The organism is Kutzneria sp. NPDC051319, assembly GCF_040682195.1.
GTDB lineage: Bacteria > Actinomycetota > Actinomycetes > Mycobacteriales > Pseudonocardiaceae > Kutzneria.
This window is the reverse complement of record NZ_JBFBAM010000021.1, coordinates 105008-130785: the sequence shown is the minus strand read 5'-3', so window position 1 is coordinate 130785 and position 25778 is coordinate 105008. Positions and strand designations below refer to the sequence as shown.

The 25778-nt window shown below is 71.1% G+C and carries 25 protein-coding genes; 16 read left to right on the top strand and 9 right to left on the bottom strand.

The annotated features are described in order from the left end of the window. Positions 1 to 216: 216 nt before the first annotated feature. Positions 217 to 1185, bottom strand: coding sequence for a 4-hydroxy-3-methylbut-2-enyl diphosphate reductase (locus AB0M73_RS22760; protein ID WP_363893466.1), 969 nt, complete (start codon positions 1183 to 1185; stop codon positions 217 to 219). 113 nt (positions 1186 to 1298) lie between these two features. Here AB0M73_RS22760 and AB0M73_RS22755 point away from each other — a divergent pair, with 113 nt between their 5' ends. From AB0M73_RS22755 to AB0M73_RS22740, 4 genes are all read left to right on the top strand, one after another. Further along, positions 1299 to 1844, top strand: coding sequence for a lipid droplet-associated protein (locus AB0M73_RS22755; protein ID WP_363893463.1), 546 nt, complete (start codon positions 1299 to 1301; stop codon positions 1842 to 1844). Between the two features lie 150 nt (positions 1845 to 1994). Next, complete coding sequence (gene xseA / locus AB0M73_RS22750) at positions 1995 to 3245, top strand: exodeoxyribonuclease VII large subunit (RefSeq protein WP_363893460.1); 1251 nt, start codon at positions 1995 to 1997, stop codon at positions 3243 to 3245. A gap of 44 nt (positions 3246 to 3289) precedes the next feature. Then, complete coding sequence (locus tag AB0M73_RS22745; protein ID WP_363893457.1) at positions 3290 to 3682, top strand: sugar ABC transporter substrate-binding protein; 393 nt, start codon at positions 3290 to 3292, stop codon at positions 3680 to 3682. Continuing rightward, entirely contained in the window at positions 3679 to 3894 is a 216-nt protein-coding gene (locus AB0M73_RS22740; protein WP_043719195.1) for an exodeoxyribonuclease VII small subunit, read from the top strand. The genes AB0M73_RS22745 and AB0M73_RS22740 overlap by 4 nt, the downstream gene beginning before the upstream one ends. A 14-nt stretch (positions 3895 to 3908) precedes the next feature. Here AB0M73_RS22740 and AB0M73_RS22735 read toward each other — a convergent pair whose 3' ends face one another. Further along, on the bottom strand, positions 3909 to 4523 hold the full coding sequence (locus AB0M73_RS22735) for a DUF4245 domain-containing protein (protein WP_052395204.1): 615 nt from the start codon (positions 4521 to 4523) through the stop codon (positions 3909 to 3911). Between the two features lie 141 nt (positions 4524 to 4664). Between AB0M73_RS22735 and glpX the strand changes: the two genes are divergently transcribed. Continuing rightward, the gene (glpX, locus tag AB0M73_RS22730; RefSeq protein WP_043719201.1) at positions 4665 to 5711 is read left to right on the top strand and encodes a class II fructose-bisphosphatase; all 1047 of its coding nucleotides are present in this window, start codon (positions 4665 to 4667) and stop codon (positions 5709 to 5711) included. Between the two features lie 116 nt (positions 5712 to 5827). Beyond that, entirely contained in the window at positions 5828 to 6436 is a 609-nt protein-coding gene (locus AB0M73_RS22725) for a L,D-transpeptidase (RefSeq protein ID WP_363893452.1), read from the top strand. A gap of 10 nt (positions 6437 to 6446) precedes the next feature. On the opposite strand, the gene AB0M73_RS22720 is transcribed toward AB0M73_RS22725, so the two are convergent. After that, positions 6447 to 7436 carry an NAD(P)/FAD-dependent oxidoreductase gene (locus AB0M73_RS22720; protein WP_363893449.1) on the bottom strand — a complete coding sequence of 330 codons (990 nt, stop codon included), beginning with the start codon at positions 7434 to 7436 and terminating at the stop codon, positions 6447 to 6449. 170 nt (positions 7437 to 7606) lie between these two features. On the opposite strand from AB0M73_RS22720, the gene AB0M73_RS22715 reads away from it, so the two are divergent. After that, a complete protein-coding gene (locus AB0M73_RS22715; protein ID WP_363893446.1) occupies positions 7607 to 9004 on the top strand; it encodes a class II fumarate hydratase in 1398 nt (465 codons plus the stop codon). Here AB0M73_RS22715 and AB0M73_RS22710 read toward each other — a convergent pair. Further along, complete coding sequence (locus AB0M73_RS22710) at positions 8943 to 9872, bottom strand: DMT family transporter (RefSeq protein WP_363893443.1); 930 nt, start codon at positions 9870 to 9872, stop codon at positions 8943 to 8945. The two genes, AB0M73_RS22715 and AB0M73_RS22710, sit on opposite strands and share 62 nt — an antisense overlap. 311 nt (positions 9873 to 10183) lie before the next feature. Here AB0M73_RS22710 and AB0M73_RS22705 point away from each other — a divergent pair, with 311 nt between their 5' ends. The 6 genes from AB0M73_RS22705 (at position 10184) to AB0M73_RS22680 (ending at position 17083) form a co-directional block, all read left to right on the top strand. Continuing rightward, positions 10184 to 10405 carry a hypothetical protein gene (locus tag AB0M73_RS22705; RefSeq protein WP_363893485.1) on the top strand — a complete coding sequence of 74 codons (222 nt, stop codon included), beginning with the start codon at positions 10184 to 10186 and terminating at the stop codon, positions 10403 to 10405. A gap of 95 nt (positions 10406 to 10500) precedes the next feature. Beyond that, the gene (locus AB0M73_RS22700; protein WP_363893441.1) at positions 10501 to 11904 is read left to right on the top strand and encodes a PLP-dependent aminotransferase family protein; all 1404 of its coding nucleotides are present in this window, start codon (positions 10501 to 10503) and stop codon (positions 11902 to 11904) included. 226 nt (positions 11905 to 12130) lie between these two features. After that, a complete protein-coding gene (locus AB0M73_RS22695; protein ID WP_363893438.1) occupies positions 12131 to 13642 on the top strand; it encodes an ATP-dependent DNA ligase in 1512 nt (503 codons plus the stop codon). A 22-nt stretch (positions 13643 to 13664) separates the two neighbouring features. Continuing rightward, on the top strand, positions 13665 to 15107 hold the full coding sequence (locus AB0M73_RS22690; RefSeq protein ID WP_363893435.1) for a GuaB1 family IMP dehydrogenase-related protein: 1443 nt from the start codon (positions 13665 to 13667) through the stop codon (positions 15105 to 15107). A 141-nt stretch (positions 15108 to 15248) separates the two neighbouring features. Next, positions 15249 to 16316 carry an ABC transporter ATP-binding protein gene (locus tag AB0M73_RS22685; protein WP_363893433.1) on the top strand — a complete coding sequence of 356 codons (1068 nt, stop codon included), beginning with the start codon at positions 15249 to 15251 and terminating at the stop codon, positions 16314 to 16316. Then, positions 16313 to 17083: an ABC transporter permease gene (locus AB0M73_RS22680; protein WP_043719213.1), complete on the top strand. Its 771-nt coding sequence runs from the start codon at positions 16313 to 16315 to the stop codon at positions 17081 to 17083. The genes AB0M73_RS22685 and AB0M73_RS22680 overlap by 4 nt, the downstream gene beginning before the upstream one ends. Positions 17084 to 17181: 98 nt before the next feature. Here AB0M73_RS22680 and AB0M73_RS22675 read toward each other — a convergent pair whose 3' ends face one another. Further along, complete coding sequence (locus AB0M73_RS22675; protein WP_363893430.1) at positions 17182 to 18471, bottom strand: PhoH family protein; 1290 nt, start codon at positions 18469 to 18471, stop codon at positions 17182 to 17184. A gap of 425 nt (positions 18472 to 18896) precedes the next feature. Further along, complete coding sequence (locus tag AB0M73_RS22670; RefSeq protein WP_363893427.1) at positions 18897 to 20117, bottom strand: DUF885 domain-containing protein; 1221 nt, start codon at positions 20115 to 20117, stop codon at positions 18897 to 18899. Positions 20118 to 20372: 255 nt separating this feature from the next. Between AB0M73_RS22670 and AB0M73_RS22665 the strand changes: the two genes are divergently transcribed. Both AB0M73_RS22665 and AB0M73_RS22660 read left to right on the top strand, forming a co-directional pair. Then, a complete protein-coding gene (locus AB0M73_RS22665) occupies positions 20373 to 20699 on the top strand; it encodes a hypothetical protein (protein WP_157494702.1) in 327 nt (108 codons plus the stop codon). 221 nt (positions 20700 to 20920) lie between these two features. Next, positions 20921 to 21223: a hypothetical protein gene (locus tag AB0M73_RS22660; RefSeq protein WP_363893423.1), complete on the top strand. Its 303-nt coding sequence runs from the start codon at positions 20921 to 20923 to the stop codon at positions 21221 to 21223. Positions 21224 to 21291: 68 nt separating this feature from the next. On the opposite strand, the gene AB0M73_RS22655 is transcribed toward AB0M73_RS22660, so the two are convergent. Then, a complete protein-coding gene (locus AB0M73_RS22655) occupies positions 21292 to 22077 on the bottom strand; it encodes an isoprenyl transferase (RefSeq protein ID WP_363893420.1) in 786 nt (261 codons plus the stop codon). A gap of 132 nt (positions 22078 to 22209) precedes the next feature. Here AB0M73_RS22655 and AB0M73_RS22650 point away from each other — a divergent pair, with 132 nt between their 5' ends. Next, positions 22210 to 22836 (top strand): hemolysin III family protein, encoded by a 627-nt coding sequence (locus AB0M73_RS22650; protein WP_363893482.1) that lies wholly within the window; start codon positions 22210 to 22212, stop codon positions 22834 to 22836. A 41-nt stretch (positions 22837 to 22877) separates the two neighbouring features. On the opposite strand, the gene AB0M73_RS22645 is transcribed toward AB0M73_RS22650, so the two are convergent. Continuing rightward, on the bottom strand, positions 22878 to 23435 hold the full coding sequence (locus AB0M73_RS22645) for a hypothetical protein (protein ID WP_043719226.1): 558 nt from the start codon (positions 23433 to 23435) through the stop codon (positions 22878 to 22880). Between the two features lie 286 nt (positions 23436 to 23721). Beyond that, positions 23722 to 25734, bottom strand: a complete 2013-nt coding sequence (locus AB0M73_RS22640; protein WP_363893417.1) for a thioredoxin domain-containing protein — start codon at positions 25732 to 25734, stop codon at positions 23722 to 23724. Between the last annotated feature and the right edge of the window lie 44 nt (positions 25735 to 25778).

The window sequence follows — 25778 nt, the reverse complement described above, 5'->3', positions numbered from 1 at the left end:
CAGCAACGAAGGGCGCTTTTCGTGTCAGAGGTCTGGTCTCAGTGTTCGCGAGGCCCCGCCGGCGCTTCGCCCGGTTGCCGGATTTCGCCCGCCGCCACCCGACGCGCCCACCCACCCAAGCCGACGCGGCGGGCTAAATCCGGCAAGGGCGAGGCGCCGGCTACCCGGGGGCCGAGCCCCGCGCGGAACGCGCGGCACAGGCACAGCGCCAAAGACTCACACGAGGTTTTTGCGGAGCTCCCGCGGCAGCGCGAAGGCGATCTTCTCGTTGGCCGTGGTGACCTCTTCGACCTCGCCCCAGCCGCGCTCGGCCAGGTAGGCCAGCACCTCGTGCACGAGGATGTCCGGCACGGACGCGCCGCTGGTCACGCCGACCGTGCGGACGCCGTCCAGCCACTCCTCCTTGATCTCCTTGGCGTAGTCGATCAGGTAAGAGGCCTGGGAGCCGTGCTGGAGCGCGACCTCGACCAGCCGCTTGGAGTTGGACGAGTTCTGCGACCCGACGACGATCACCAGGTCGCACTCGGGGGCCATCGCCTTGACCGCGACCTGGCGGTTCTGGGTGGCGTAGCAGATGTCGTCGCTCGGCGGCGCCTGCAGGTCCGGGAAGCGCTCCTTGAGCTGCTCGACCCGGACCATGGTCTCGTCGACCGACAGCGTGGTCTGGGACAGCCAGATGACCTTGGACGGGTCACGGACCTCGACCTTGGCCACGTCCTCGGCGGTGTCCACGAGCTGCACGTGCTCGGGGGCCTCGCCGGCGGTGCCCTCGACCTCTTCGTGCCCCTCGTGGCCGATGAGCAGGATGTCGTAGTCGTCACGGGCGAAGCGCTTGGCCTCCTGGTGCACCTTGGTCACCAGCGGGCAGGTTGCGTCGATGGTGCGCAGGTTGCGCTCGGCGGCCTCCTCGTGGACGGCCGGTGACACTCCGTGCGCGGAGAACACCACGAGCGCCCCCTCGGGCACCTCGTCGGTCTCGTCCACGAAGATCGCGCCGCGGTCCTGGAGGGTCTCCACGACGTACTTGTTGTGCACGATCTCCTTGCGCACGTACACGGGGGCGCCATAGGTCTCCAGCGCCTTCTCCACGGTCACGACCGCACGGTCCACGCCCGCGCAGTAGCCGCGTGGCTTGGCGAGGAAGACGCGCTTGGGCCGGTCAGCGGCTGGGCTCGACGTGGTCATGCACCAAGGGTAGCGGCGGCCGGGCGGCCGCTCGGCGTGTGCGGCGTTCGTTTCGTCACCCGTTCGCCACGCAGAACTGTGCAGGACGGGCCGACTGGGGCAGGCTAGGCGCCATGAAGTCGTCACTGCCGCTGCCGGTGCGCATCGCAGCCGGGCTCGCGGTCACCGCGGTCGAGCAGGCACGCAAGCTCCCCGAACAGCTGACCGGGCTTCCGGTGACAGTGGTGAGCCAGGCGCTGCAACTGTCCATGCGGGTGCAGCAGCGGGTCACCGAGCTGGCGATCAAGGGCGACGACGCGCTGGCCTCGCTGCGTCCGGTCGAGGAAACCCCCGATTGGGCGACCTTCGACGAGGACGACACCCCCGAGCCGCAGGAGCAGGACATCGATCCGTGGCTCGAGGAGGAGCGCGCGGTCTCCGAGCACGAGGACAGCGACGACAACGGCGACGACGAGATCGCCGCGGGCGGCCCAAGCGCGCTGCCGGAGTACGACGAGCTGTCGGTGCCGCAGCTGCGGGCCCGGCTGCGCCGGCTCAGCCTCGACGACCTGGAGCAGCTGCTGGCCTACGAGCGCGAGCACGCCGCCCGCCCGGCCTACCAGGGCATGCTGACCAGGCGCATCGCCACCGTACGGGCCCAGGAGAACACCGACTCGTGACCGAGCTTGCGAGGTCACCATTGAGCACAGGGACCTGGGTCGCAGACCCGCCGAGCGCTGGCGAGGTGGGCCTGTGACCGAGCTTGCGAGGTCACCATTGAGCACAGGGACCTGGGTCGCAGACCCGCCGAGCGCTAGCGAGGTGGGCCTGTGACCGTTCCCGGTCCTCAGACCACCGCCGAGCAGCCCTGGCCGGTGCGCACGGTCACCCGCAAGATCGCCGACTGGATCAACCGGCTCGGCGCCGTCTGGGTCGAGGGGCAGGTCACCCAGGTCTCGGCTCGCCCGGGCACCGCCACCGCGTTCCTCACGCTGCGTGACACCAGCGCCGATGTGTCGATCTCCGTGACGTGCTCGACGCAGCTGGTCCGTGGCATGGAGCCGCCGCTGACCGACGGCAGCCGCGTGGTGGTGCACGGCAAGCCCAGCTACTACACCGGCCGCGGCACGTTGAGCCTGCGCGTGGACGAGATCCGCGCGGTCGGAATCGGCGAGCTGCTGGCCCGCATCGAGCGCCTGCGCAGGCTGCTGGCCGCCGAGGGCCTGTTCGACCCGCGCCGCAAGCGGCCGCTGCCGTTCCTGCCGCGGACCATCGGCCTGATCACCGGACGGGCTTCGGCCGCCGAGCGGGACGTGCTGACCAACGCCCGCGGCCGCTGGCCGGGGGCACACTTTCGGGTGATCAACGTGGCCGTGCAGGGCACCACGGCCGTGCCGCAGGTGATGACCGCGCTGAAGACCCTGGACGCCGATCCGGACGTGGACGTCATCGTGATCGCGCGCGGCGGGGGCAGCGTCGAGGACCTGCTCCCGTTCTCCGACGAGACGCTGTGCCGGGCGGTGTCGGCCTGCGGCACGCCGGTGATCAGCGCCATCGGCCACGAGCCTGACACCCCGTTGCTGGATCACGTCGCCGACCTGCGCTGTTCCACGCCGACAGATGCGGGCAAGCGGGTCGTGCCCGATGTCGCCGAGGAGACGCAGCGCATCCGCCAACTGCGCGACCGCACCCGGCGGGCCCTGCACGGCTGGGTGGACCGCGAGCGGCGGCTGCTGGACGCGTTGCTTAGCCGTCCGGTGCTGGCCGATCCGCTCACGCCGCTGCGACGCCGGTCCGACGAGGTGAACGCGCTGCGTGACCGCGGCCGCCGGGAGATCAAATCCCTGGTCGGGACCGAGGAACGTGCCCAATCCGCCATCCGCGCACGCTTGACGACCCTCGGACCAGCCGCCACGCTGGCCCGTGGATACGCCGTGGTGCAGAGCGTGGCCGACGACGGGTCCACCTCGGTGCTCCGGTCCGTGGACGATGCCGCGCCGGGAACGCATCTGAGGGTGCGGCTCGTTGACGGGGCGATCCGTGCCGTCGTGCCCGACGACGACACCCGTGAGCGGAGGTAGGGGTGCCATACCCGGCGCGTGAACCCACGTTCCTCCCGTTGACGGTGGCCACCGCCAGAGCCGCGGCCGACAGCCCCGACCAGCCCGAGCCGCCCCGCGGCGCGCGGGTCGTGCAGTACTGCGCCGAGGCCGCGAACTCCGCCGCCGTCGACACCTGGACCGCCATGCTCGCCGGCTGCGACTACCCCGGCCGCCGGGCGTTACCCTCGCGTCTCCACGAACTGACCGAGGCCGCCTCGGTCTATGTGGGGACGCAGTGGTGGTACGGCGACGGTTCGGTGCACCGGCGTCGCGTCGCCGATGCCGAGGACCGCATCGGCGAGGCGGTGCAGGAGGGCGACGGCGCCGAGTTCGCCGAGGCCTTCGTCGGGTACGACCAGGCCGTCGCGGCGGTTGTGGTCCGGGTGCAGAGCCAGATGGGAACCAGCGCGACATGACGGAACCGACGCTCGGCTACGAGGCCGCGCGCGACGAGTTGGCCGAGGTCGTCCGCAAGCTGGAGGCCGGTGGCCTGTCGCTTGAGGACTCGCTGGCGCTGTGGGAGCGCGGCGAGGCACTGGCCAAGGTCTGCGAGGGGCACCTGGCCGGCGCCCGCCAGCGGGTGGAGACGGCGCTGGCGGTCGTCGAGGAGGACGTCGCCGAGAGCTAAGCCGGCGTTGGCGATCAGGACTGTTTGGGCAGCGGGGTCGCCGTCTGCACGGCCTGGGCGAGCGTGCGGAAGTCGGCGTCCTTGCCGTTGCCGGAGATCAGCAGCCGCACCCCGCCGACGTTGGCCAGCCACGAGGTCTCGTTGCGCCGGGCCGGGTAGATGGTCCAGCTCACGCCCTCGACGTCGATGGTGCCGGTCGCGGCCGGCTCCGACTTCGGGTCGTCGGTCTCGGAGGCGATGAGGTCGCGGGCCGCGCCCTGGGTCTGGGACAGCCGCAGGTAGTGGCCGCTGGCCGTGAGCCAGCCCACGCGGACCACGGGTCGGGCCTGGTCACCGGCGCCGATGGAGATCGTGTCGGTGGAGTTGGCGCGCCAGCCGGCGGGCAGCTTCGGCTCCCGGACCGGGACGTCCGTGCCGGCCGCGATGCCGGTCAGGGCGGTGTGGACGTCGACCGTCGGCACCGCGCTGGTCTCGATCGTCGGGCCGCCCGGGCTGAACGAGCAGCCGCGGCTGAAGCCCAGCACCGCGGCCACGATCACCAGCAGCGCCGCCAGCGACAGCACCATGTCGCGGGCGGTCTGCGAGCCGCGGCCGGACCGCTGCGGGGTGGGCGTCTGCGAGTCGGGCACCCGGTCATCGTCTCAAGCTGGTCGTACGTGGTCGCAGCGGGTGCTGTTTCTCACCGCGGAATCGATCACGGGCCGGTCCTGGGCGGGTGATCTGCGAGGATTTCCGGGTAGTCCTGCCACGAGCAGAACAGGGAGGCCGCCATGACCACCACCGAGCCCCGGCGATCGCCGGAGGCGCCCGACCGCAACCTCGCGATGGAACTGGTCCGCGTGACCGAGGCCGCCGCGATGGCCGCCGGCCGATGGGTGGGCAGGGGCGACAAGAACGGCGGCGACGGCGCGGCGGTGGACGCCATGCGCAAGCTCATCGGCACGGTGTCGATGCGCGGCGTGGTCGTGATCGGCGAGGGCGAGAAGGACGAGGCGCCCATGCTGTTCAACGGCGAGGAGGTCGGCAACGGCGACGGGCCCGACTGCGACGTGGCCGTGGACCCGGTCGACGGCACCACGCTGATGAGCAAGGGCATGCCCAACGCCGTGGCCGTGCTGGCGGTCGCCGAGCGCGGCGCGATGTACGACCCGTCGGCCGTGTTCTACATGGAGAAGATCGCCACCGGCCCGGAGGCCGCGGACGTGATCGACCTGACCGCGCCGGTCGCGGAGAACATCCGCCGCGTGGCACGGGCCAAGCACAGCGACGTCGAGGACGTCACGGTGTGCATCCTGGACCGCGCGCGCCACGAGCAGCTGGTCAAGGAGGTCCGCGAGGCCGGCGCCCGGATCCACTTCATCGCCGACGGCGACGTGGCCGGCGCGATCTCGGCGGCCCGCCCCGGCACCGGCGTAGACCTGTTGCTGGGCATCGGCGGCACGCCCGAGGGCATCATCACGGCGTGCGCCATGAAGTGCATGGGCGGCGAGATCCAGGGGCGGCTGTGGCCGCAGGACGAGGCCGAGCGGCGCAAGGCGTTGGACGCCGGGCATGACCTGACCCGCGTGCTCACCACGGAAGACCTGGTGCGCGGCGACAACGTGTTCTTCTGCGCCACCGGCGTGACCGACGGCAGTCTGGTGCGCGGCGTGCAGTACCGCGCGGGCGGTTGCACCACGCACTCGATCCTGATGCGGTCCAAGTCCGGCACGGTGCGGGTGATCGAGGGCTTCCACCGGCTGACCAAGCTGCGCCAGTACTCCTCCGTGGACTTCGACCGATTGGCCGACGCCGAGGCCCTTCCCCCGCTGCCGTAGCCAACCGGAGTCTCAACCGTTATCAACGGACGGACATCCCGGCACAACCCCCGCATACAGTGTCGCGTCGTTGCAGGTGATCGACGTTGTGTTCGGGGATGGCAGGGGAGAACTCCGTGCGGGTGAACAAGATCGTGCTGGCGCTGGCCGCGGTGGGCGCGGCCGGGCTGATGACGGCGTGCTCGACCGGGGTGGACCTCGCGTCCAACGCCTCGCCGGTGAGCACGTCGGCCGGCGCGACCACGACGACCACCACAACGACGACCACCACGGTCGCGCCGACGACCACCACGACTCCCCCGCCGACCACGACCACCACCACGGTCAAGCCGACCACCACCACGAAGCCCAAGCCGGTCGGCAAGGCGCCGGGCACGCCGTGCCAGGCGACCATGGCGGCCTGCGTGAGCAAGAGCACCGGGCAGGCGTGGCTGATCTACAACGGCGTGGTCACCTACGGGCCGGTGCCGATGATGCCGGGCAAGGCGTCCGAGCCGACCCCGGTCGGCTTCTTCCACGTGGAGTGGAAGGACAAGCACCACAAGAGCAGCGAGTTCAACGACGCGCCGATGGAGAACTCGGTGTTCTTCGCGGCCGGCGGCATCGCCTTCCACGAGGGCAGCCTGACGCGGCCGTCGGCCGGCTGCGTGCACCTGACGCTGGCGGCGTCGGCGAAGTTCTACGCGAACCTGGACGTCGGCGACCCCGTGCAGGTCGTCGCCTGAGTTCGCTCGGTCAGCCCTCGTTGCTGGAGTGCCCCGGGAACAGGTGTGCCTCGGGGTTCAGCATCACGGCGAGGTTGTTGACCGCGGTCGCGGCCTCGCCGAAGCCGGTGGCGATCAGCTTCACCTTGCCCGGATACGTGGCGACGTCGCCGGCGGCGTAGACCCGCGGCCGGGCGGTGAGCATCGTCGTGTCGACGGACACCGCGCGGTGGTCCAGCTTCAGGCCCCAGGACTCGATCGGCCCCAGATCGGCCACGAAGCCCAGCGCGGCGACTGCCGTCTGCGCCGGCAACACCTTGCGGTCGCCGCCCTTGACCTCGATCTCCACCTCGGCGAGCAGCCCGTTGTCGCCGCCGCGCAGCTCGGTGACCTGGGCGTCGGTGATGATCGGCACGCCCAGCTCGCGGACCTTGGTGACGGTCGCCGCGTGCGCCCGGAAGGCCGCCCGGCGGTGCACGAGGGTGACGCTGTTGGCGATGGGGTGCAGCGCGAGCGCCCAGTCGAAGGCCGAGTCGCCGCCGCCGACGATCACCACGTCCTGGCCGAGATGCGCGTCCAGTGACGGCACGAAGTACACGACGCCCTTGCCGACCCAGCCGTCACCGGCGGGCAGCGGGCGCGGGTTGAACGCCCCCATGCCGGCGGTGATCAGCATCGCGCCGGCGCGGACGGTCGTGCCGTCGGCGAGGCCGACGACGAGGCCGTTGTCGGTGTCCTCGACCGTGCGGGCCTGGCGGCCGAGCAGGTAGCGGGGCTTCCACTGGGCGGCCTGCTCGACCAGCGCGTTGATCAGGTCGCGGCCGCGCACCGCCGGGAAGCCGGCGATGTCGAAGATCATCTTCTCCGGGTACATCGCGGAGACCTGGCCGCCGGGCTCGGGCAGCGCGTCCACCAGCGCGGTGGACAGCTCCCGGAAGCCCGCGTAGTAGGCGGCGAACAGGCCCACCGGGCCCGCGCCGACCACCAGGAGATCGACCTCGACGTCGTCCGGAGAACTCATCGCTTGGGCCCCGCTTTCCGCCTGTGGTGGGAGGCAGTGATCGCGAACACGTCCGACTCTAGTGCGGTTCGCGGCGGGGGCGTCAGGACATCTAGGGATTCAGGGGACGAGACTGGGGGGGTGCTGCACGCCACGCTGCCCGGCGCCGCTTGTAGGTCCAGACTCGAACTATGGGTGAGCAGCAGTACCGGATCGAGCACGACACGATGGGCGAGGTCAGGGTTCCCGCCGAGGCGCTGTGGCGCGCGCAGACGCAGCGCGCCGTGGAGAACTTCCCGATCTCGGGGCGGGGCCTGGAGCGATCACAGATCCGGGCGTTGGGCCTGCTCAAGGCGGCCACCGCGACCGTGAACAAGCGGCTCGGCGTGCTGCCCGACGACATGGCCGACGCGATCGTGGCCGCGGCCAAGGAGGTCGCCGACGGCGCTTGGGACGCGCAGTTCCCGATCGACGTGTTCCAGACCGGCTCGGGCACCTCGTCGAACATGAACGCCAACGAGGTCATCGCCACGCTGGCCACCCGTGCGCTCGGCCGTGACGTGCATCCCAACGACCACGTGAACGCCTCGCAGTCGTCCAACGACACCTTCCCCACGACCATTCACGTCGCGGCCACGGAGGCCGTGGTGCGGGACGTCGTGCCGGCGCTGGAGCACCTGGTCGCCGTGCTGCGCAAGCGGGCCGAGGAGTGGGGCGACCTGGTGAAGTCCGGTCGCACGCACCTGATGGACGCCGTGCCGATCACCCTCGGCCAGGAGGCCGGCGGCTGGGCGTCGCAGGTCGCCTACGGCGTCGAGCGGCTCCAGGCCAGCCTGCCGCGGCTGGGCGAGCTGCCGATCGGCGGCACCGCGGTCGGCACCGGTCTCAACGCGCCGGAGGGCTTCGGCGCCGCGGTGGCGGCGGAACTGGCCTCGTTGACCGGACTTCCGCTGACCGAGGCCCGCGACCACATCGAGGCGCAGGCCAGCCGGGACGGGGTCGTGGAGATCTCCGGCCAGCTCCGCACCGTCGCGGTGTCCCTGTTCAAGATCGCCAACGACCTGCGCTGGCTGGGCTCCGGGCCGCGCACCGGCCTGGCCGAGCTGGCCCTGCCGGACCTCCAACCGGGCTCGTCGATCATGCCGGGCAAGGTGAACCCGGTGATCTCCGAGGCGACCATGATGGTGGTGGCCCAGGTGATCGGCAACGACGCGGCGGTGGCCTTCGCCGGCACCCAGGGCAACTTCGAGCTGAACGTGATGCTGCCGGTGATCGCCCGCAACGTGCTGGAGTCGGCCCGGCTGCTCGCCGCCGTGGCAAGGCTGTTGGCGGACAAGGTGATCGCGGGCGCGGTGCCGGACGCCGACCGCATGCGGGAGTACGCGGAGTCCTCGCCGTCGGTGGTGACCCCGCTCAACCGCTACCTCGGCTACGAGGAGGCGGCGTCGATCGCCAAGCAGGCGTTGAAGGAGCGGCGCACCATTCGCGAAGTCGTGCTGGCCCGTGGACATGTCGACTCGGGCAAGGTCACCGTCGAACAGCTCGACGAGGCTCTGGACGTGCTTCGGATGGCTCGCGGCGGGCGCTGACCCGGCGGCGGTAGAGACCCAGGGTGCAGCCGGCGGCGACGGCGGCTGCACCCACCACCGCCGTGACGGTCAGCGGCTGTGCGTGCAGTAGCACCGAGACGACGAGCCCGGACACGGGCATCAGCCCGACCAGCACGCCCGCGCGGTCCGCCCCGATCCTCGCCACGCACGTGTACCAGCCGGTGAAGGCGACGGCGGTGACGAAGACTCCCAGCACCACCAACGCAGTTCCCTCGGTCGGCGTCGGCAGCCGCCACGCGGCTCCACCGTCCACAATGGTCGCAATGCCGGCGCCCGCGACGGCGGCGACGATGCTGGCCCACGTGGACACCTCCATGGCGCCCAACCGGTTCACCGGACCGATGCCGCACAACGTGAACAGCACCTCGCCCGCCATGCACGCCAGGGCGAGCAGCAGCCCCGGCCCGTGCCACGAGCCACCGCCGGTGAGCACGGCGACACCCGCGACCACGACCCCCGCGCCGAGGACGGCCGCCATCGCCGGACGTCGCCGGCCCAGCATCGGCACCGCGATCGCGAGCACCAGCGGCGTGCAGCCGACCACGGCCGTGACGAAGCCCGGCGTGGCATAGCGCTCGGCGGCCAGGATGGCCGCGTTGAAGCCGAGCATGCCGGCCACGACCATGCCGAGGATGCCGGCCAGGTCGCGCAGGCCGGGCATCGGCAGTCCGCGGCCGCGCGCCAGCAGCACGCCGAGCAGGATCAGGCCGCCGATCGCGTACCGGATCGCCTGCCCGGACAGCACCGGGTAGCCCTGGAGCAGCCCGGTCACCGGGAAGGACGCGCCGACCAGCAGGATGCTGCCCGCGCCGAACGCGACCGCCCTGATGTCCCCCGTGTTCGCCATGTCCCCAGTCTGCGCCCAACTGGTCCGCGCACCTGCACCACTTGAACCCTCAGTTGGCGGACCACTTGAGGAGTTCGCGCAGTCCGTGCGGAGAGTTTCCGCAGTCCGTGCATTTGAGCGTTGGGCCAAGTCGCCATGACTGACCATGGGTTCGGGGCATCTCGGCGACCGGTTCGCGCTCTTGCTTGATGGGGGTGTGGCTGCCATCACACGGCGGCCACCGCACTGGGAGGACTGACATGACCACATCGACACCCTTGGCACCGCTAGCGACCACACAACCGCCCGTGGCCAACCACCGCGTGCTGGCCATGCTGCGCGCCGTCGCCGCCGGCCGAGCCCAGCTCACCTGCAGCGCCGAGCCCGACCTGTTCGTGGACGGCGTCCCGTGCTGCGACCAGTTCACCGCCCATGTGCTCGCGCACGAGGGCTTGGTCCGCGCGGGCCAGCCGGGCACACCCGGCCAGCGCGTGCCGGCCGTGCTGACCAGAGCCGGGCACGCGCTCGTGACCGGTGGCCGGGCGGCCGCGTGAACACGTGCGAGCCCTAGCCGGCGGGTGGTTGTCGGGCATGCTCGACTGGTGAGCCCAGTCGACCGACCACCGCCCGGCGGCGGACCGCCGTATTCATGACCACGAACACGACAGCGTCCACCCGTGAACTGCTGCTCCCCGCCGTCTCGGCCGAACCCGTACGCACCCGCGGCCGAGCCCTCGAGTCGGCACTGCGTGAGGCGATCCGAACCGGCCGACTGCGACCAGGCGCCCGGCTGCCGTCCAGCCGCGACCTCGCCGGCCAGCTCGGGCTGGCCCGAGGCACCGTCACCGCCGGATACGCCCAGCTGATCGCCGAGGGCTACCTGGTCGCCCGGCACGGCTCCGGCACCATGGTCGCCGACACCGAGTGCGGCGCCGCACCGACGACGGCCGACCCGACCCGACCGGTCCGCTGGCGCTACGACCTGCGGCCCGGCATCCCGGCGCTGGGGGCGTTCCCCCGCGCCGAGTGGGTCGCGGCGACCAAGGCAGGCCTGGCCGAGCTACCCGACGACGCGCTGGGCTACCCCGACTACGCGGGGCTGCCCGCACTCCGGTCCGAGCTGGCCGGCTACCTGGGCCGGGTCCGCGCCGTCGCGGCCGACGCCGCCGACATCGTGGTCACCCACGGCGTCGCCGAAGGCATGGGCCTGGTGGCCCGCGTGCTGCGGGCCGCCGGCCACACCAGCATCGCCCTCGAATGCCCCGGACACCTCGGCCAGGCCGACCTGTTCGCGGCGCACGGCCTGCGCCCGGTCCCGGTCGCCGTCGACGACCGCGGCATCCGCGTGGACGACCTGGCCGCGACCGGCTGCCGCGTCGTGCAGGTCACCTCGGCGCACCAGTTCCCGCTTGGCGTCGTGCTGCACCCCCAGCGCCGACGGGCACTGGTCGCGTGGGCACGTGAGCGTGACGGCCTGATCCTGGAGGACGACTACGACGCCGAGCACCGGTACGACCGGCACGCCATGGGCGCGGTGCAGGCACTGGACCCGACGCGGGTCGCCTACCTCGGCAGCGTCAGCAAAGTGCTGTCGCCGGCGCTGCGCATCGGCTGGCTCATCGCGCCGCCCGCGCTGCGCCCGGCCGTCATCGACGCCAAGCACTACAACGACCTCGGCGGCAGTCCGCTCCCCCAGGCCGCCCTCACCCACCTGCTCCGGACGGGTGGGTACGAACGTCACCTGCGGCGGACCAGGGCGCTCTACCGCCGTCGTCGGGACGTGTTGCTCGCAGCGGTCGCGGAACGGCTGCCCTCATGGCAGGCCGTCGGTGTGGCGGCGGGACTGCATGTGGTGCTGCGGCTGCCGGACGGAACCGATGACCTGGCGCTGCAGCGGGCACTCGCCGCGAGCGGGGTCAACGCGTTCGCACTGTCCGGGTACGTCCCGAGTGGACAGACAGCGCCCTACCCGGGTCTGGTCGTCGGCTACGCGTCGCTCGGGCCGGATCGGCTCCGGTCGGCCGTGGACGTCATCGCCTCCGTCGTGTCATAGATCGCCTCCTCTCCGTGGTCGGTCTGCGGCCCACTATGCACCCCGTTCCTGACAATCCGGCTCCCGCGGACCCCCGCCGCCGACCGAGCTCGCCCCTGCCTTGCGTCCGGATCAGTTCTGTGCATTCGCAGGCCAAGGCCGCCGTTTTGATCAAACCGAGCAATGCTCAATCGGCCTCGAAAACTCGTGCGAAGAAATTGTCAGGGAGGCGGCGCAAGATGGGGGCATGCGCTTCGCCGAAGTGGTGTCGACATCAGCGGCCGTGACCGAAACGAGGTCCCGGCTGGCGAAGGTGGCCGCCCTCAGCGAGCTGCTCCGGCAGCTCGACGATCCTCGCGAGGTCGAGGCGGCCACCGCGTTCCTGGTCGGCCTGCCCAGGCAGGGCAAGGTCGGCGCGGGCTGGCGCACGCTGGTCTCGATCGAGGTGCCGGCCGCGGCCGAGCCGGACCTGTCCATCCTGGACGTGGACGACCTGCTCACCCAGGTCGCCGCGACCAGCGGCAAGGGATCGACCCAGCGCCGCACGGAGCTGTTGACCGCCGCGCTGGGCCGTGCGACCGCGTCGGAGCAGGACTTCCTGCTCCGGCTGCTCACCGGCGAACTCCGGCAGGGCGCACTCGAAGGGGTGATGACGGACGCGGTCGCCGCCGCGTTCGACGTGGCGGTGGCCGAGGTCCGCCGGGCGTTCATGCTCAGCGGCCGGCTGCACACCACGGCCGAGCAGGCGAGATCCGGTGGCGCGGCGGCACTTGCCGCGTTCGGGCTCGAGGTCGGCCGGCCGATCCGGCCCATGCTGGCCTCGCCGGCCGAGTCGCTGGAGTCGGCGCTGGCCGAACTGGGCGAGGTCACCGTCGAGTTCAAGCTCGACGGGGCGCGAATTCAGGTGCACCGCAACGGATCCGAGGTGCACGTCTACACCAGGACACTGCGGGAGATCACCGCGAGCGTGCCCGAACTCGTGGAGCAGGTCCGCGGCCTGCCCTGCGAATCGGTCGTGCTCGACGGCGAGACGCTCGCACTCAACGACGACGGCCGCCCGCGTCCGTTCCAGGAGACGATGAGCAGGTTCGGCGCGACGAGCTCCCGGGAGCTGTTGCTCCACCCCTACTACTTCGACTGCCTGCACCTGGACGGTGACGACCTGCTCGACCTGCCCCTGCGCGACCGGTTGGCCGCGTTGGAACGGGTCGCCGGGCCGTTCCGCATCCCGGGTGCGGTGGAACCGGACGCCGAGCGGGCCGCGGAGATCGCCTCGGCGGCGCACGCCGCCGGGCACGAGGGGGTGATGGTCAAGGCGCTGGATTCGGTGTACGCGGCCGGCCGGCGCGGCAAGTCGTGGCAGAAGGTCAAGCCGGTGCACACCCTGGACCTCGTGGTGCTGGCCGCGGAATGGGGGCACGGCCGTCGCCGTGGCTACCTGTCCAACCTGCACCTCGGCGCCCGGGATCCGGACGGCGGCCCGCCGGTGATGGTGGGCAAGACCTTCAAGGGCCTCACCGACGAGCTGCTGGCCTGGCAGACAAAGGCATTTCAAGAGATCGCGGTCGATTCCGGCGAGTGGGTCGTGCATGTGCGGCCCGAGATCGTCGTGGAGATCGAGTTGGACGGGGTGCAGGTCAGCCCGCGCTATCCGGGCGGTGTGGCGCTCCGGTTCGCGCGGGTCCTGCGCTACCGGCCGGACAAGGAGGTGAGCGAGGCCGACACCATCGATCAGGTCAGAGCGCTGCTGCCGGGCTGATGGACCCGTAGTCTGGAGTCTCGTGCGCTTCCTTGACGGGCATGAGACCCAGTACGACCTCACCTACGACGACATCTTCGTCGTCCCGGGCCGATCGACCGTGGAGTCGCGGTTCGACGTGGACCTCGCGACCTCCGATGGCACCGGCGCCACGATTCCCATCGTGGTGGCCAACATGACCGCGGTGGCCGGTCGCCGCATGGCCGAGACGGTCGCCCGCCGGGGCGGTCTGGTGGTGCTGCCGCAGGACGTGGCCCCGGACGCGGTCGCCGAGATCACCGCCTGGGTGAAGGCCCGGCACACGGTCTGGGACACCCCGCTCGTGCTGCGGGCCGGCGACGCGGTCGCGGACGCCGTCAACCTGCTGCCGAAGCGGGCCCATGGGGCCGTGGTCGTGGTCGACCCCGAAGGTCGGCCGCTGGGCGTGGTCGACGAGGCCGCGTGCCACGGGGTGGACCGGTTCACGCGGGTCGGCGAAGTGGCCAACCCGGACGTGGTGACGTTGCCGATGGACACCGCGCCGCGGGAGGTCTTCGACCGACTGCACGGGCGGTCCACCAAGGTGGCGCTGGGTGTGGACGGCGACGGCCGGCTGGCCGGCGTGCTGACCGAGGTCGGGGCGCTGCGGGCGGAGATCTACGCGCCCGCGCTTGACGCCGGCGGGCGGTTGCGGGTCGCGGCTGCGACCGGGGTGAACGGCGACGTCGCCGCTCGGGCGGCCGAGCTGCTCGACGCCGGGGTGGACGTGCTGGTCGTGGACACCGCGCACGGGCACCAGGAGAAGATGCTCGGCGCGCTGCAGGCCGTGCGCAAGCTCGACCTGGGCTCGGTGCCGGTGGTCGCGGGCAACGTGGTCACCGCCGCCGGTGTGCGGGACCTGGTGGACGCCGGGGCCGACGTCATCAAGGTCGGTGTCGGGCCAGGGGCCATGTGCACCACGCGGATGATGACCGGCGTCGGCCGGCCGCAGTTCTCCGCCGTGGCCGAGTGCGCCGCGCAGGCTCGCGCGCTGGGCAAGCACGTGTGGGCCGACGGCGGCGTGCGGCACCCTCGGGACGTGGCGCTCGCGCTCGCCGCCGGGGCGTCCAGCGTGATGGTCGGGTCGTGGTTCGCCGGCACCTACGAGTCGCCCGGCGACCTCCAGCGCGACGAGGCCGGTCGGCCCTACAAGGAGTCGTTCGGCATGGCCTCCAAGCGGGCCGTCGGCGCGCGCACGCGTGGCGACAACGCTTTCGACCGGGCACGCAAGGGCCTGTTCGAGGAGGGCATCTCGACCTCGCGCATGCAGCTCGACCCGCAGCGCCCGGGCGTCGAGGACCTGCTCGACTCGATCTGCGCCGGTGTGCGGTCCTCGTGCACCTACGCGGGCGCGCACGACCTGGAGCAGTTCCACGACCGTGTGGTGCTGGGCGTGCAGTCCGCCGCCGGATTCGCCGAGGGACGGCCCCTGCCCGGCGGTTGGTGAGCGGTGCGGTTCGGGGGGCGTCGTCGGGTGGCGCGGTCCGGGGCGGCGTCTCCGGGCGGCCGCGTGACCTCATCGGGCAGGGATCGGCCGCTGGCAAAGAAATGGGTTGCTCCCATTAACCAGCGGCCTTAGGGTTGCGCCGTGACTGACGCGGTCGTGGTCGAAGAGCTGGTCAAGCGGTACGGGAAGAGTCCGCAGCCGGCCGTGGACGGCCTGGGTTTCCGGGTGCGTGCCGGCGAGGTGTTCGGTCTGCTCGGCCCGAACGGGGCGGGCAAGACGACGACGGTCGGGGTGCTCACGACGCGGGTGCTGCCGACGAGCGGACGAGCCCTGGTGCAGGGCGTGGACGTGGTGGCGGATCCGCAGCGGGCACGGCAGGTGCTGGCGGTGGTGCCGCAGCGCAACAACCTGGACCGGTCGCTGAACGTGAAGCAGAACCTGCTGTTCCACGCCGCCTATCACGGGGTGGCGCGGGCGGAGCGGACGAAGCTCGCGGACGAGATCCTGGAGCGGATGGGGCTGACGGGCCACGCAAAGGCGGCGATCGACACGCTGTCGGGCGGGCAGGCGCAGCGGGTGATGATCGCCCGCGCCCTCATGCACCGGCCCAAGGTGATGTTCCTGGACGAGCCGTCGACGGGCCTGGACCCGCAGGCTCGGCTGTTCGTGCACGACCGGGTGGCGCAGCTGCGGGCCGAGGGCGTCACGGTCGTGCTGACCACGCACGACATGGACGAGGCGGCCAAGCTGTGCGACCGGGTCGGCATCGTCGACCACGGGAAGCTGCTGGCGCTGGACACCCCGGCGGAGCTGACCAGGTCGTTGCCGGGGCGCACGACCGTCACGTTCACGGTGGAGCTCGGCGGAGTCGCTAGTGCTGAGGTCGCGGCGAAGTTGTCCGCTGTGGACGGTGTGGAGCGCGTGGAGCAGATCGCCGCGGCCAACGGCGGTTTCGCCGGCGGCGCGCCACCTTGGGCGGGCATGGGCGGCGGAGGCGGACCGGCCGGCGCCGGCACAGCGTCGGGCGGCGGGGCGGCCGAGCCGGAGGCCAATCAGTTCCGGCTGTACTCGGACTTCGAGGCGGCCGTGGTGTTGCCGTCGGCGCTGAGCGCGCTGGGGGAACTGGGCTGCGAGGTCAGCGATCTGGCGCTGGGCAAGCCGAGCCTGGAAGACGTGTTCATCCATCTGACGGGAAGGGAACTCCGGTGACGGCCCTGCGCACGTTCAACGCCGTCCTCGGGCGGGACGTCTTCGTCACCGGGCGGGAGCTGCCGAGCTTCCTGGCCCAGGTGATCATCCAGCCGTTCTTCACGCTCTTCATCTTCGGCAAGGTGCTGTCGCAGATCGGCTACGTGCAGGGCAACTTCGCGGAGGTGCTGCTGCCGGGAGTGGTGGCGCTCAACGGGTTCCTCGGCGCGCTGCAGAACACGACGCTGCCGCTGGTGCTGGACTTCTCGTGGACGCGGGAGATCGAGGACCGGCTGCTGGCGCCGATGCCGATCGCCATGGTGGCGGTGGAGAAGATGGTGTTCGGGGCGCTGCGCGGGCTGCTGGCGGCGGTGCTGATGATCCCGATCGGCTTCGCCATCCTGGGCCTGACCTGGCCGCTGTCCAGCCTGCCGCTGGTGCTGGTGGTGCTGATCCTCGGCTCGCTGGCCGGCGCGGCGATCGGCATGGTGGTGGGCACCTCGGTGCCGCCGCGGCGGATCAACATCATGTTCGCGGTCATCCTGACGCCGTTGATGTTCACGGGCTCGACGCAGTTCCCGTGGTCGTCGCTGAACAACGACCTGTTGTGGTTCAAGGTGGTCTGCGCGCTCAACCCGCTGACCTACGCCAGCGAGGCGATGCGGGCGGTGCTGCTGCCCAACGGCCAGAGCATCGCGCTGTGGGTGTCGCTGCTGGTGATGGTGGGGGCGATCGGACTGTTCGGCGCAATCGGGGTGCGGGGCTTCATGCGCCGCGCGCTGGACTGACCGACGACGAACGATGGTCGCGGCGGCTCCAAGCACGGCGATCTCAGCGCGAAGGGCCGGGATGCTGAGGCATCCCGGCCCTTCGCGCCAGGAAAACCTCAGCTGGCGTAGTCCTCCAACATCTCGGTCACCAGGGCCGCGATAGGCGAACGCTCCGAGCGGGTCAGGGTGACGTGGGCGAAGAGGGGATGGCCCTTGAGCTTCTCGATGACGGCGGCGACGCCGTCGTGGCGGCCGACCCGGAGGTTGTCGCGCTGGGCCACGTCGTGGGTGAGCACGACGCGGGAGTTGGCTCCCAGCCGGGACAGCACGGTGAGCAGGACGTTGCGCTCCAACGACTGGGCCTCGTCGACGATGACGTAGGAGTCGTGCAGCGACCGGCCTCGGATGTGGGTGAGGGGCAGGACCTCGAGCATGCCGCGGTCCATCACCTCATCGAGGATGTCCTGGCTGGCCAGGGCGCCGAGGGTGTCGAAGACGGCCTGGGCCCACGGCGCCATCTTCTCGCTCTCGGAACCGGGCAGGTAGCCGAGTTCCTGCCCGCCGACGGCGTACACGGGCCGGAAGACGACGACCTTGCGGTGCTGTCGGCGCTCCATGACGGCCTCGAGGCCGGCGCAGAGGGCGAGAGCCGACTTGCCGGTGCCGGCCCGGCCGCCCAGGGACACGATGCCGACCTCGGGGTCGAGCAGCAGGTCCAGGGCGATGCGCTGCTCGGCGGACCGCCCGTGCAGGCCGAAGGCCTCGCGGTCGCCACGGACCAGCCGGATCTGCTTGTCGGGGGTGACCCGGCCCAGGGCCGATGCCGATCCGGACAGCAGCCGGAGGCCGGTGTGGCACGGCATGGCGGCGGCGTCGCCGAGATCGAACAGCGCCGGCTCGACGCTGCCCTCCTTGTACAGGGTGTCGATGACCTCCTGGTCGACCTCCATGTCCGCCATGCCGGTCCAGCCGGACGGGGTGACGTCCTGGGCCCGATACTCGTCGGCGTCGAGGCCGCACGCGCCGGCCTTGACCCGAAGCGGCATGTCCTTGGTCACGAGCGTCACCGCGAGCCCGTCGGCCTTGAGGTTCAGGGCGCAGGCGAGGATGCGGGCGTCGTTGGAGTCGGTGCGGAAGCCGGCGGGCAGCACCTCCGGGTCGGTGTGGTTGAGCTCGACGTGCAGAGTGCCGCCCTGGTCGCCGATCGGGACCGGGGAGTCCAGCCTTCCGTGCTGCAGGCGGAGCTCGTCGAGGAGGCGGAGCGCCTCCCGGGCGAACCAGCCCAGCTCGGGGTGGTTGCGCTTGCCCTCCAATTCAGAGATCACCACGAGCGGCAGCACGACCGAGTGCTCGGCGAACCTGGTCAGTGCCCACGGATCGGACAGCAGGACCGAGGTGTCGAGCACGAAAGTGGGGGCTGTGCGCCTTTTCGCGGCACTACGGGCAGAGCCTGAGGAACGGCTGGCGGGACGTCGTGCAGTCACGGCAACTCCCTCGCGAGTGCGGCACCCGCACCCGCTTCCCTCGATGGGCCAGGCACACCACCCAGCTGGAACGGTCGTCTGACGCCGTCGGCGTCAGGCTCCCCTCCCAAGAGGGCCGGGTGCCGGCCCCCTCGCGCTCACCGTCACGACCAGGGCCTCCCGGGACGAACCGCATTGGACACGACCCGTCACTTCGCAAGCTACCTGCGGGATGCCCTTGTTTGCAGGCTGCCACACAGGTGATTCACGCAGTCGTCACCGAACTGCCACGGAGAGTCAAGATCGACGATCACGCCAGCACCCCCGCGAGACCCCGGTTGAACTGGGAAAATAGGCCGAACGGGCGATCAGGAAAGACTACTGGGGGTAGTTGTCAGCTCTGCGCGAAGCGCGGCCGGAACGAGGGGTTCGTCCAACAACCGGGAGTACCGGGTGGACAGATCGACCGGACCGCGGGCGGCGAGCCAGCGGCGCACGAGCCGGGCGCCCTCGACGTAGGTCGTGGTGTACGCCCGCCACAGCGGATCGGTGAGGAACGGCAGCAGCCGGTAGGCCCGGAACTCGGGCACGAGCAGCCACCGGGACAGATAGGCGACGACGTCCTCCTCGTCGACGTGTCGGTCGTGCAGCATGAGCATCGCGTCCTGGCGGACGGCCTGGAGCGTGGTCGAGGCCAGGTCGACGGCCTCCAGCAGCTCGCCGTCGACCGACACGCCGCACGAGGCGAACAGGGACGAGGCCCAAGGGCCCCAGTGCGGCCCGACGGCGGCGTACACGCCGAGCTCGGCCAGCCCCTCGGCGACCATGCACTGCGGCGTGTTGAGCACGAACATGCTCTGCTCCCACTGCCCGTCGACGCGGATGGCGCCGGCCTCCTTGCGGCAGTGTTCGGTGTGGTGCCCCGGATAAGCCTCGTGTGCGACGAGATGGGCCAGAGTGGACACTCGGTGCCCCTGCGCCACGTTGAGCGACACGCGGGACCGGTAGCCGCCGAGGTAGCTGTTGAAGCCGCTCCACGCCCGGTTGTCGACGATCTCGTACTCGACGGCCTCGCCGTCGGGCAAACCGAAGCGCTGGGCCGCGCGGGTGCGCAAGTCGGCGGACAGCACCCGAACGCAGTCGGCGATGCTCTCCTTCGGGATCTCCTCACCCGTTCGATACCGCGCGACCTTGCGACGCAGTGAGCCGAGGCCGGGCAGCAGCCGCCGCAACTGCCGGTGCGCCTGGGCGTAGACGTCCTGGTCGCCGAGCTCGATGGTGGTCTGGAAACAGGCCTCGACCTCGGCGACGAAGCCGACGGGCTCGCCGGCGAGCCGGGCGCACGTGGTCCGCATGGCGAGGAGCTGGGCGGCGAGGAACTCCCGGCGCTGCGGGCTCAGGTCGGCGTCCGCCACGGCGGCCAGCAGGTCGGCGGCGCGCGAACGAAGATCCCCCGGATCGGGTAGAGGCTCGGCGGCGACCTCGTCACGCAGCTGGGCGGGTCCGGTGTACGCGTCGACGGCGCCGGGCAGCAGGCGGTCCATTCGCAGCCCAAGCGTCAGATATTCGCGCACGACCTGGAGTTCCATGAGAACAGCGAGCCTAGGCGGCGACGCGCGGCGGCACCTACCACCGTCCGGAGCAAACTGCCGACCGAGAAATGCACTCACCCGATAGAGCACCGGAACGTGCTACACGTCGAAGCGAACCAATCACACAATGGTGTTAGCGCGGTGGGCAACCGCTCCGAGATCCGAGTAGGTTTTCGCACCGAAGGGCCCCGAGCCCGGGACCCCGGTTTCGGAGTTCCGGGTATTTCCCCGGTACGAAGGAGAGTGTTGGAAGTGCTGAAGAAGGCTGGCGTTATCGCCGCTGCCGCTGCCGCCGGCGTGATGGTCCTCAGCGCGCCCGCGTTCGCCGGGACCCCCGGCGAGGGCCACTGGATGGGCCACGGCCACCCGCACCAGGTCGGCGTGGTCAACGTCGACGACGTGCACGCGCTGAACGACGTCCACGTGCTGGAGAACGTGAACGTGCCGATCTGCGCCACGAACAACACCATCGCCGGCGGCCTCGTGGCCGTCGCGGTGAACGCGCTGAACCCGACCTTCGTGAAGGACTGCGTGGACGGCGCCGCGATCTCCAACAGCGGCGACCACCACGGCGGCTGATCTCTGGCCCAGCCCTGAGCCGAAAGCACCGGAGCGCCATTCGAGCGCGCCGGTGCTTTCGGCTGTTTAACGGCGTCCATACGGTCGCGACACGCCGAGATGATCACACAATGGTGTTAGTAGGCCGGTGCCGAGCGGAAACGGAGAGTAGGTTTTGCTACCGAGCAGGACCGGTGACCGTTCAGTTCGCCGGACTATTCCCCGAGAAGGAGTGAGCAGACGTGCTGAAGAAGGCTGCCGTCGTCGCCATCGCCGCCGCCGCTATCGCGCTGGTCGGCTCGCCGGCGTTCGCGTCCCCGATGCACGACGGCCCGGACCAGTCCGGCACCGCGAACGTCAACGACGTGCACGCGGCCAACGACGTCCACGCCGCCGAGAACGTGGACATCCCGCTGTGCGCCACCAACAACACCATCGCCGGCGGCCTCGTGGCCGTCGCGGTGAACGCGCTGAACCCGACCTTCGTCAAGGACTGCGTGGACGGCGTCGCCGCCTCCACCAGCGGTGACCACCACGGCGGCTGATCAAGCCCGCCAGACGGCGAAGGCGCCGGGACCCGAGGGTCCCGGCGCCTTCGCCGTGTCCGGGCTACTCAGGAGCCGTAGCGGCGGTGCCGCCAGGCGAAGTCGCGCAGCGCGCGCAGGAAGTCGACGTGGCGGAACGCGGGCCAGTAGGCCTCGGTGAACCAGAACTCCGAGTGCGCGGACTGCCAGAGCAGGAAACCGGACAGCCGCTGCTCGCCGGAGGTGCGGATGAGCAGGTCCGGATCGGGCTGGCCCGAGGTGTAGAGGTGCTCGGAGATGTGGTCCACGTCCAGGACCTCGGCCAGCTCCTCGATCGGCGTGCCGGCCTCGGCGTGCTGGAGCAGCAGTTTGCGCACGGCGTCGGCGATCTCCTGCCGGCCGCCGTAGCCGACGGCGACGTTGACCTCCATGCCGGTGCGGCCCGCGGTGCGCTGGCCGGCCGCGGTGAGCCGATTGGCGATGTCGCTCGGCAGCAGGTCCAGCGCGCCGACCACGCGCAGCCGCCACGGATTGCCGGGCTCGGCCAGCTCGTCGACCACGTCGGCGATGATCAGCAGCAGCGCCGACAGCTCGTCGCTGGAGCGCTTCTTCAGATTGTCGGTGGCCAGCAACCAGAGTGTGACGACCTCGACATCGGCCACCTGGCACCACTCGAGCAGGTCGGCGATCTTGCGGGCGCCGGCGCGGTGGCCGTCGGCGACGTCCTCGAAGCCGGCTTCCTTGGCCCATCGGCGATTCCCGTCCAGGATCACGCCAACGTGCCGTGGTCGTCGACTGGCCGCGGTGATCTGTTGATTGAGGCGCATCTCGTACAGGCCGTAGACAACCCTGCTCAGGCGCTTGCGAAGACCCACGCCACCGGAGGGTACGCCGGGGCAGCGGGGCGGGTCACATCACGGTGACCGCGCAACCTACGGTGCCGTAACCTCGGATTCGTGACCGCTGCGACCCTCGACCAGAACCCGCCCGCCCCGCCCAAGCCGCGTATGCGGGGCTGGCTGCACCTGTGGTCGTTCTTCGCCTCGCTGGCCACCGGCGCGACCCTGGTGTCGGTCGCCGCGGCCACCGTGTCGGCGACGGCCGCGATCGCGACCGCCGTGTACGGCCTGACGATTCTCGGGCTGTTCGGCGTGAGTGCGCTGTATCACCGGCATCACTGGGTGAGCGCGCGGGCCCGGACGCTGATGAAGCGCCTGGACCACTCGATGATCTTCGTGTTCATCGCCGGCACGTACACGCCGTTCGCGGTGCTGGCGCTGCCCGGGACCACCGGCACGATCGTGCTGGCGGTGGTGTGGGGCGGCGCGCTGCTCGGCGTGGCGCTGAAGATGGTGTGGCCGCACGCGCCGCGCTGGCTAGGCGTGCCGATCTATATCGCGCTCGGCTGGGTCGCGGTGTTCGTGCTGCCGGATCTGTTGCACCACGCGGGAGTCGCGTCGCTCGTGCTGCTGCTCGTCGGCGGCGCGCTGTACACCGCGGGCGCGGTCTTCTACGCCACCAAGTGGCCCGACCCGTGGCCGAAGGTGTTCGGGTACCACGAGTTCTTCCACGCGACCACGGTGCTGGCCGCGATCTGCCACTACATCGCCATCTTTCTCGCGCTCTACCCGTGAGCGGGCCCAAATAATCAGCCCTGCCCACGGGTAGCAACGCTTTAACCGAGATCCGGTCCCTGGCTCCGGACGTCGTTGACCTTCTCCATGGCCGCACGCAGTTCCGTGAGCCAGGTGTCGGCGTGCTCGCCGACCAGTCGCACCGCCCAGGCCAGGGCCTCGGAGCGTGAGCGGGCCACGCCGGCGTCGACGAGGGTGTCGAGCACCAGCCGCTCGGACTGGCGCAGCCTCGTCATCACCGGCGCGGACAGCGTGGTGAACAGTTCCGTGGTGCCGCCCAGCTTCGCGCCCCAGGCGACCTTGCGGCCGTAGCGGTGCTCGGCCTGGCGCGCGATCTCGATCCGCTCCTCGCGGGTCTGCTCGCGGTACCGGCTGATCCGGCCCGACTCGGCGGCGGCGCGCGCCGCGTCGTCGGCGAACTCGCCCTCCAGCGCCGGCAGCTCGCCGACGATGACGATCTCCTCGCGGTCGACCGTGATCTCCGGCGCGCCGGTGAACCAGCCGTCGGGCAGCCGCCCGGCGAACCAGCCCGGCGCGTCCTCGGCCGACGGCACCTCGCCCTGCTGCCAACCCCGGCCCCGTGCGAAACGTCCGTGCATGGTGACCTCCTTGATTACATGCTTACACCGATACACGGTACGCCCAGCAACGCCGGCAACAAGGCTCGTTCACCCGCGGCGGAACCCCCACGTGAGTGGCTCATATTGCGCCCAGCCCCACCTGAGCCACTCATGTGCGCCCAGCCCCACCTGAGCCACTCATGTGCGCCCAGTTCCACGTGAGTGGCTCATGTTGCGCCCAGCTCCACCTGAGTGGCTCAGGTGCGCTCAGATGCGAAATGAGCCACTCACGTAGCGAAAACTTGAAGGGGGTTAAGGGGAGGGGTTAACGACGTTCGAGGGCTACGAGCAGGTCGTCGGTGGAGGTGACGGGGCGGTCGCAGACGTAGCCGCGGCAGACGTAGGCGGCGGGGGCGTCGTAGATGAGGGGGCGGTCGGCGAGCAGGGGCACGGAGTCGGGCTCCCCGGCCAACACCACGGCGCCACCGGGGACGTTGGCCAGCGCGACGTCACGCAACGACTCCCCGCGAGGGTCGCCGTGGGCGGTGGCGATGGCGACCTGGAGAGGCCCCTGCGCGATGGCCTCGGCGACGGTCAGCCAGTGCCCGGCGAACCGCGGAGCCCGAGCCACGAGCAACCCGGCCCGGGTGACAGCGGCCTCGGCGGCCGCACGGTAGCGCGAAGCCTTGTCGTAGCCGACCAGAGCGGACGCCGTGAGCAGCGCGCCGGCCAGGGACGAAGCGCCGGAGGGACTGGCGTTGTCGCTGACGTCGGCGGGCCGCCCGACCAGCTTCTCCGCGTCGTCGGCGGTGTCGTGGAAGACCCCGGCCTCCTCGGGATCCGCGAAGCGCTCCAGGGCCGTGTCGATGAGCTGCACGGCGATCTCCAGCCACTCCGCCGCGCCGGTGGCCTGGTGCAAGGCCAGCAGCCCCTCGGCGAGGCAGCCGTAGTCCTCCAGCACGCCGGCAGCGGTGCCGACGACGCCGTCACGGGAGGTCCGCCGCAGCCGCCCGTCGACAAGGTGCACGCGCACCAGCAGCGACGCGGCCGTGGCGGCAAGGGCGATCCACGCCGGCTGCCCCAGCGCGGCACCGGCCTCGGCCAGGGCCCCAATGGCCAGCCCGTTCCACGCCGTGACGACCTTGTCGTCACGGGACGGCTGCGGTCGCTCCATCCGCGCCGCCAGGAGACGGGCCCGCACCGACATGAGCCGGTCGTCGTCCTCGACGTCGCGCAGCATTTGCAGCGTCGAGGCGCCCTCCTCGAAGGTGCCCTCCTCCGTCACCTCGAACACCTCGGCGGCCCAAGCGCCGTCCTCGGCCCCGAGAACGTCCACCAGCAGCGTGGGCGTCCAGACGTAGGTCAGCCCCTCGACGCCGTTGGTGTCGGCGTCCAGGGCGGCGGCGAAACCGCCCTCGTCGGTACGCAGGGCGCCGGCCAGGAACTCCGCGGTCTCGATGGCGATCCGCGACGCCAGCGCCGATCCGGTCCGGCGCGCGAGGTGCGCGTAGGCCCGCAGCAGCAAGGCGTTGTCGTACAACATCTTCTCGAAGTGCGGCACAACCCAGCCGGCGTCCACGCTGTAGCGGGCAAAGCCGCCAGCGAGCTGGTCGTACATGCCGCCGCGGGCCATCGCCTCGTACGTGCCCTCGGCCAGCGACAGCGACTGCACGGAGCCGGTGCGCTCGTGGTGGCGCAGCAGGAACTCCAGGCTCATCGACGGCGGGAACTTCGGCGCCCGGCCGAATCCGCCGTGTGCCCGGTCGTACTCGGCCAGCAGCGACACCACGGCCCCGTCCAGCACCTCGACGTCCACAGTGGACTCGGGCAGCGGACGGGCGTTCTTGGCCAACTCCGTCACGATCTGACCGGCCGCTTCCCGCACCTCGTCGCCGCGAGTGGTCCACGCGTCCACGACGGCGGCCATCAGCTGGCGGAACGAGGGAATGCCGGGCCGCGGCTCGGGCGGCGAGTAGGTCCCGCAGTAGAAGGGCTCGCCGTCGGGCGTCAGGAAGCACGTCATCGGCCAGCCGCCCTGGCCGGTCATCGCCTGCGTGGCCGCCATGTACACCGCGTCGACATCGGGGCGTTCCTCGCGGTCCACCTTGATGTTGACGAAGTTTCGGTTCATGGTCTCGGCGGTCTCGTCGTCCTCGAAGGACTCGTGCGCCATCACGTGACACCAGTGGCACGCCGCGTAGCCCACCGACAGCAGCACCGGCACAGTGCGGCGGCGCGCCTCGGCGAACGCCTCCTCCGACCACGGCCACCAGTCGACCGGGTTGTCGGCGTGTTGCAGCAGATAGGGACTGGTCGAGTCAGCGAGGCGGTTGGCCATGCGCCCCAGCCTGCCACTCCGAGAATCCACATGCGCGTTCCCGT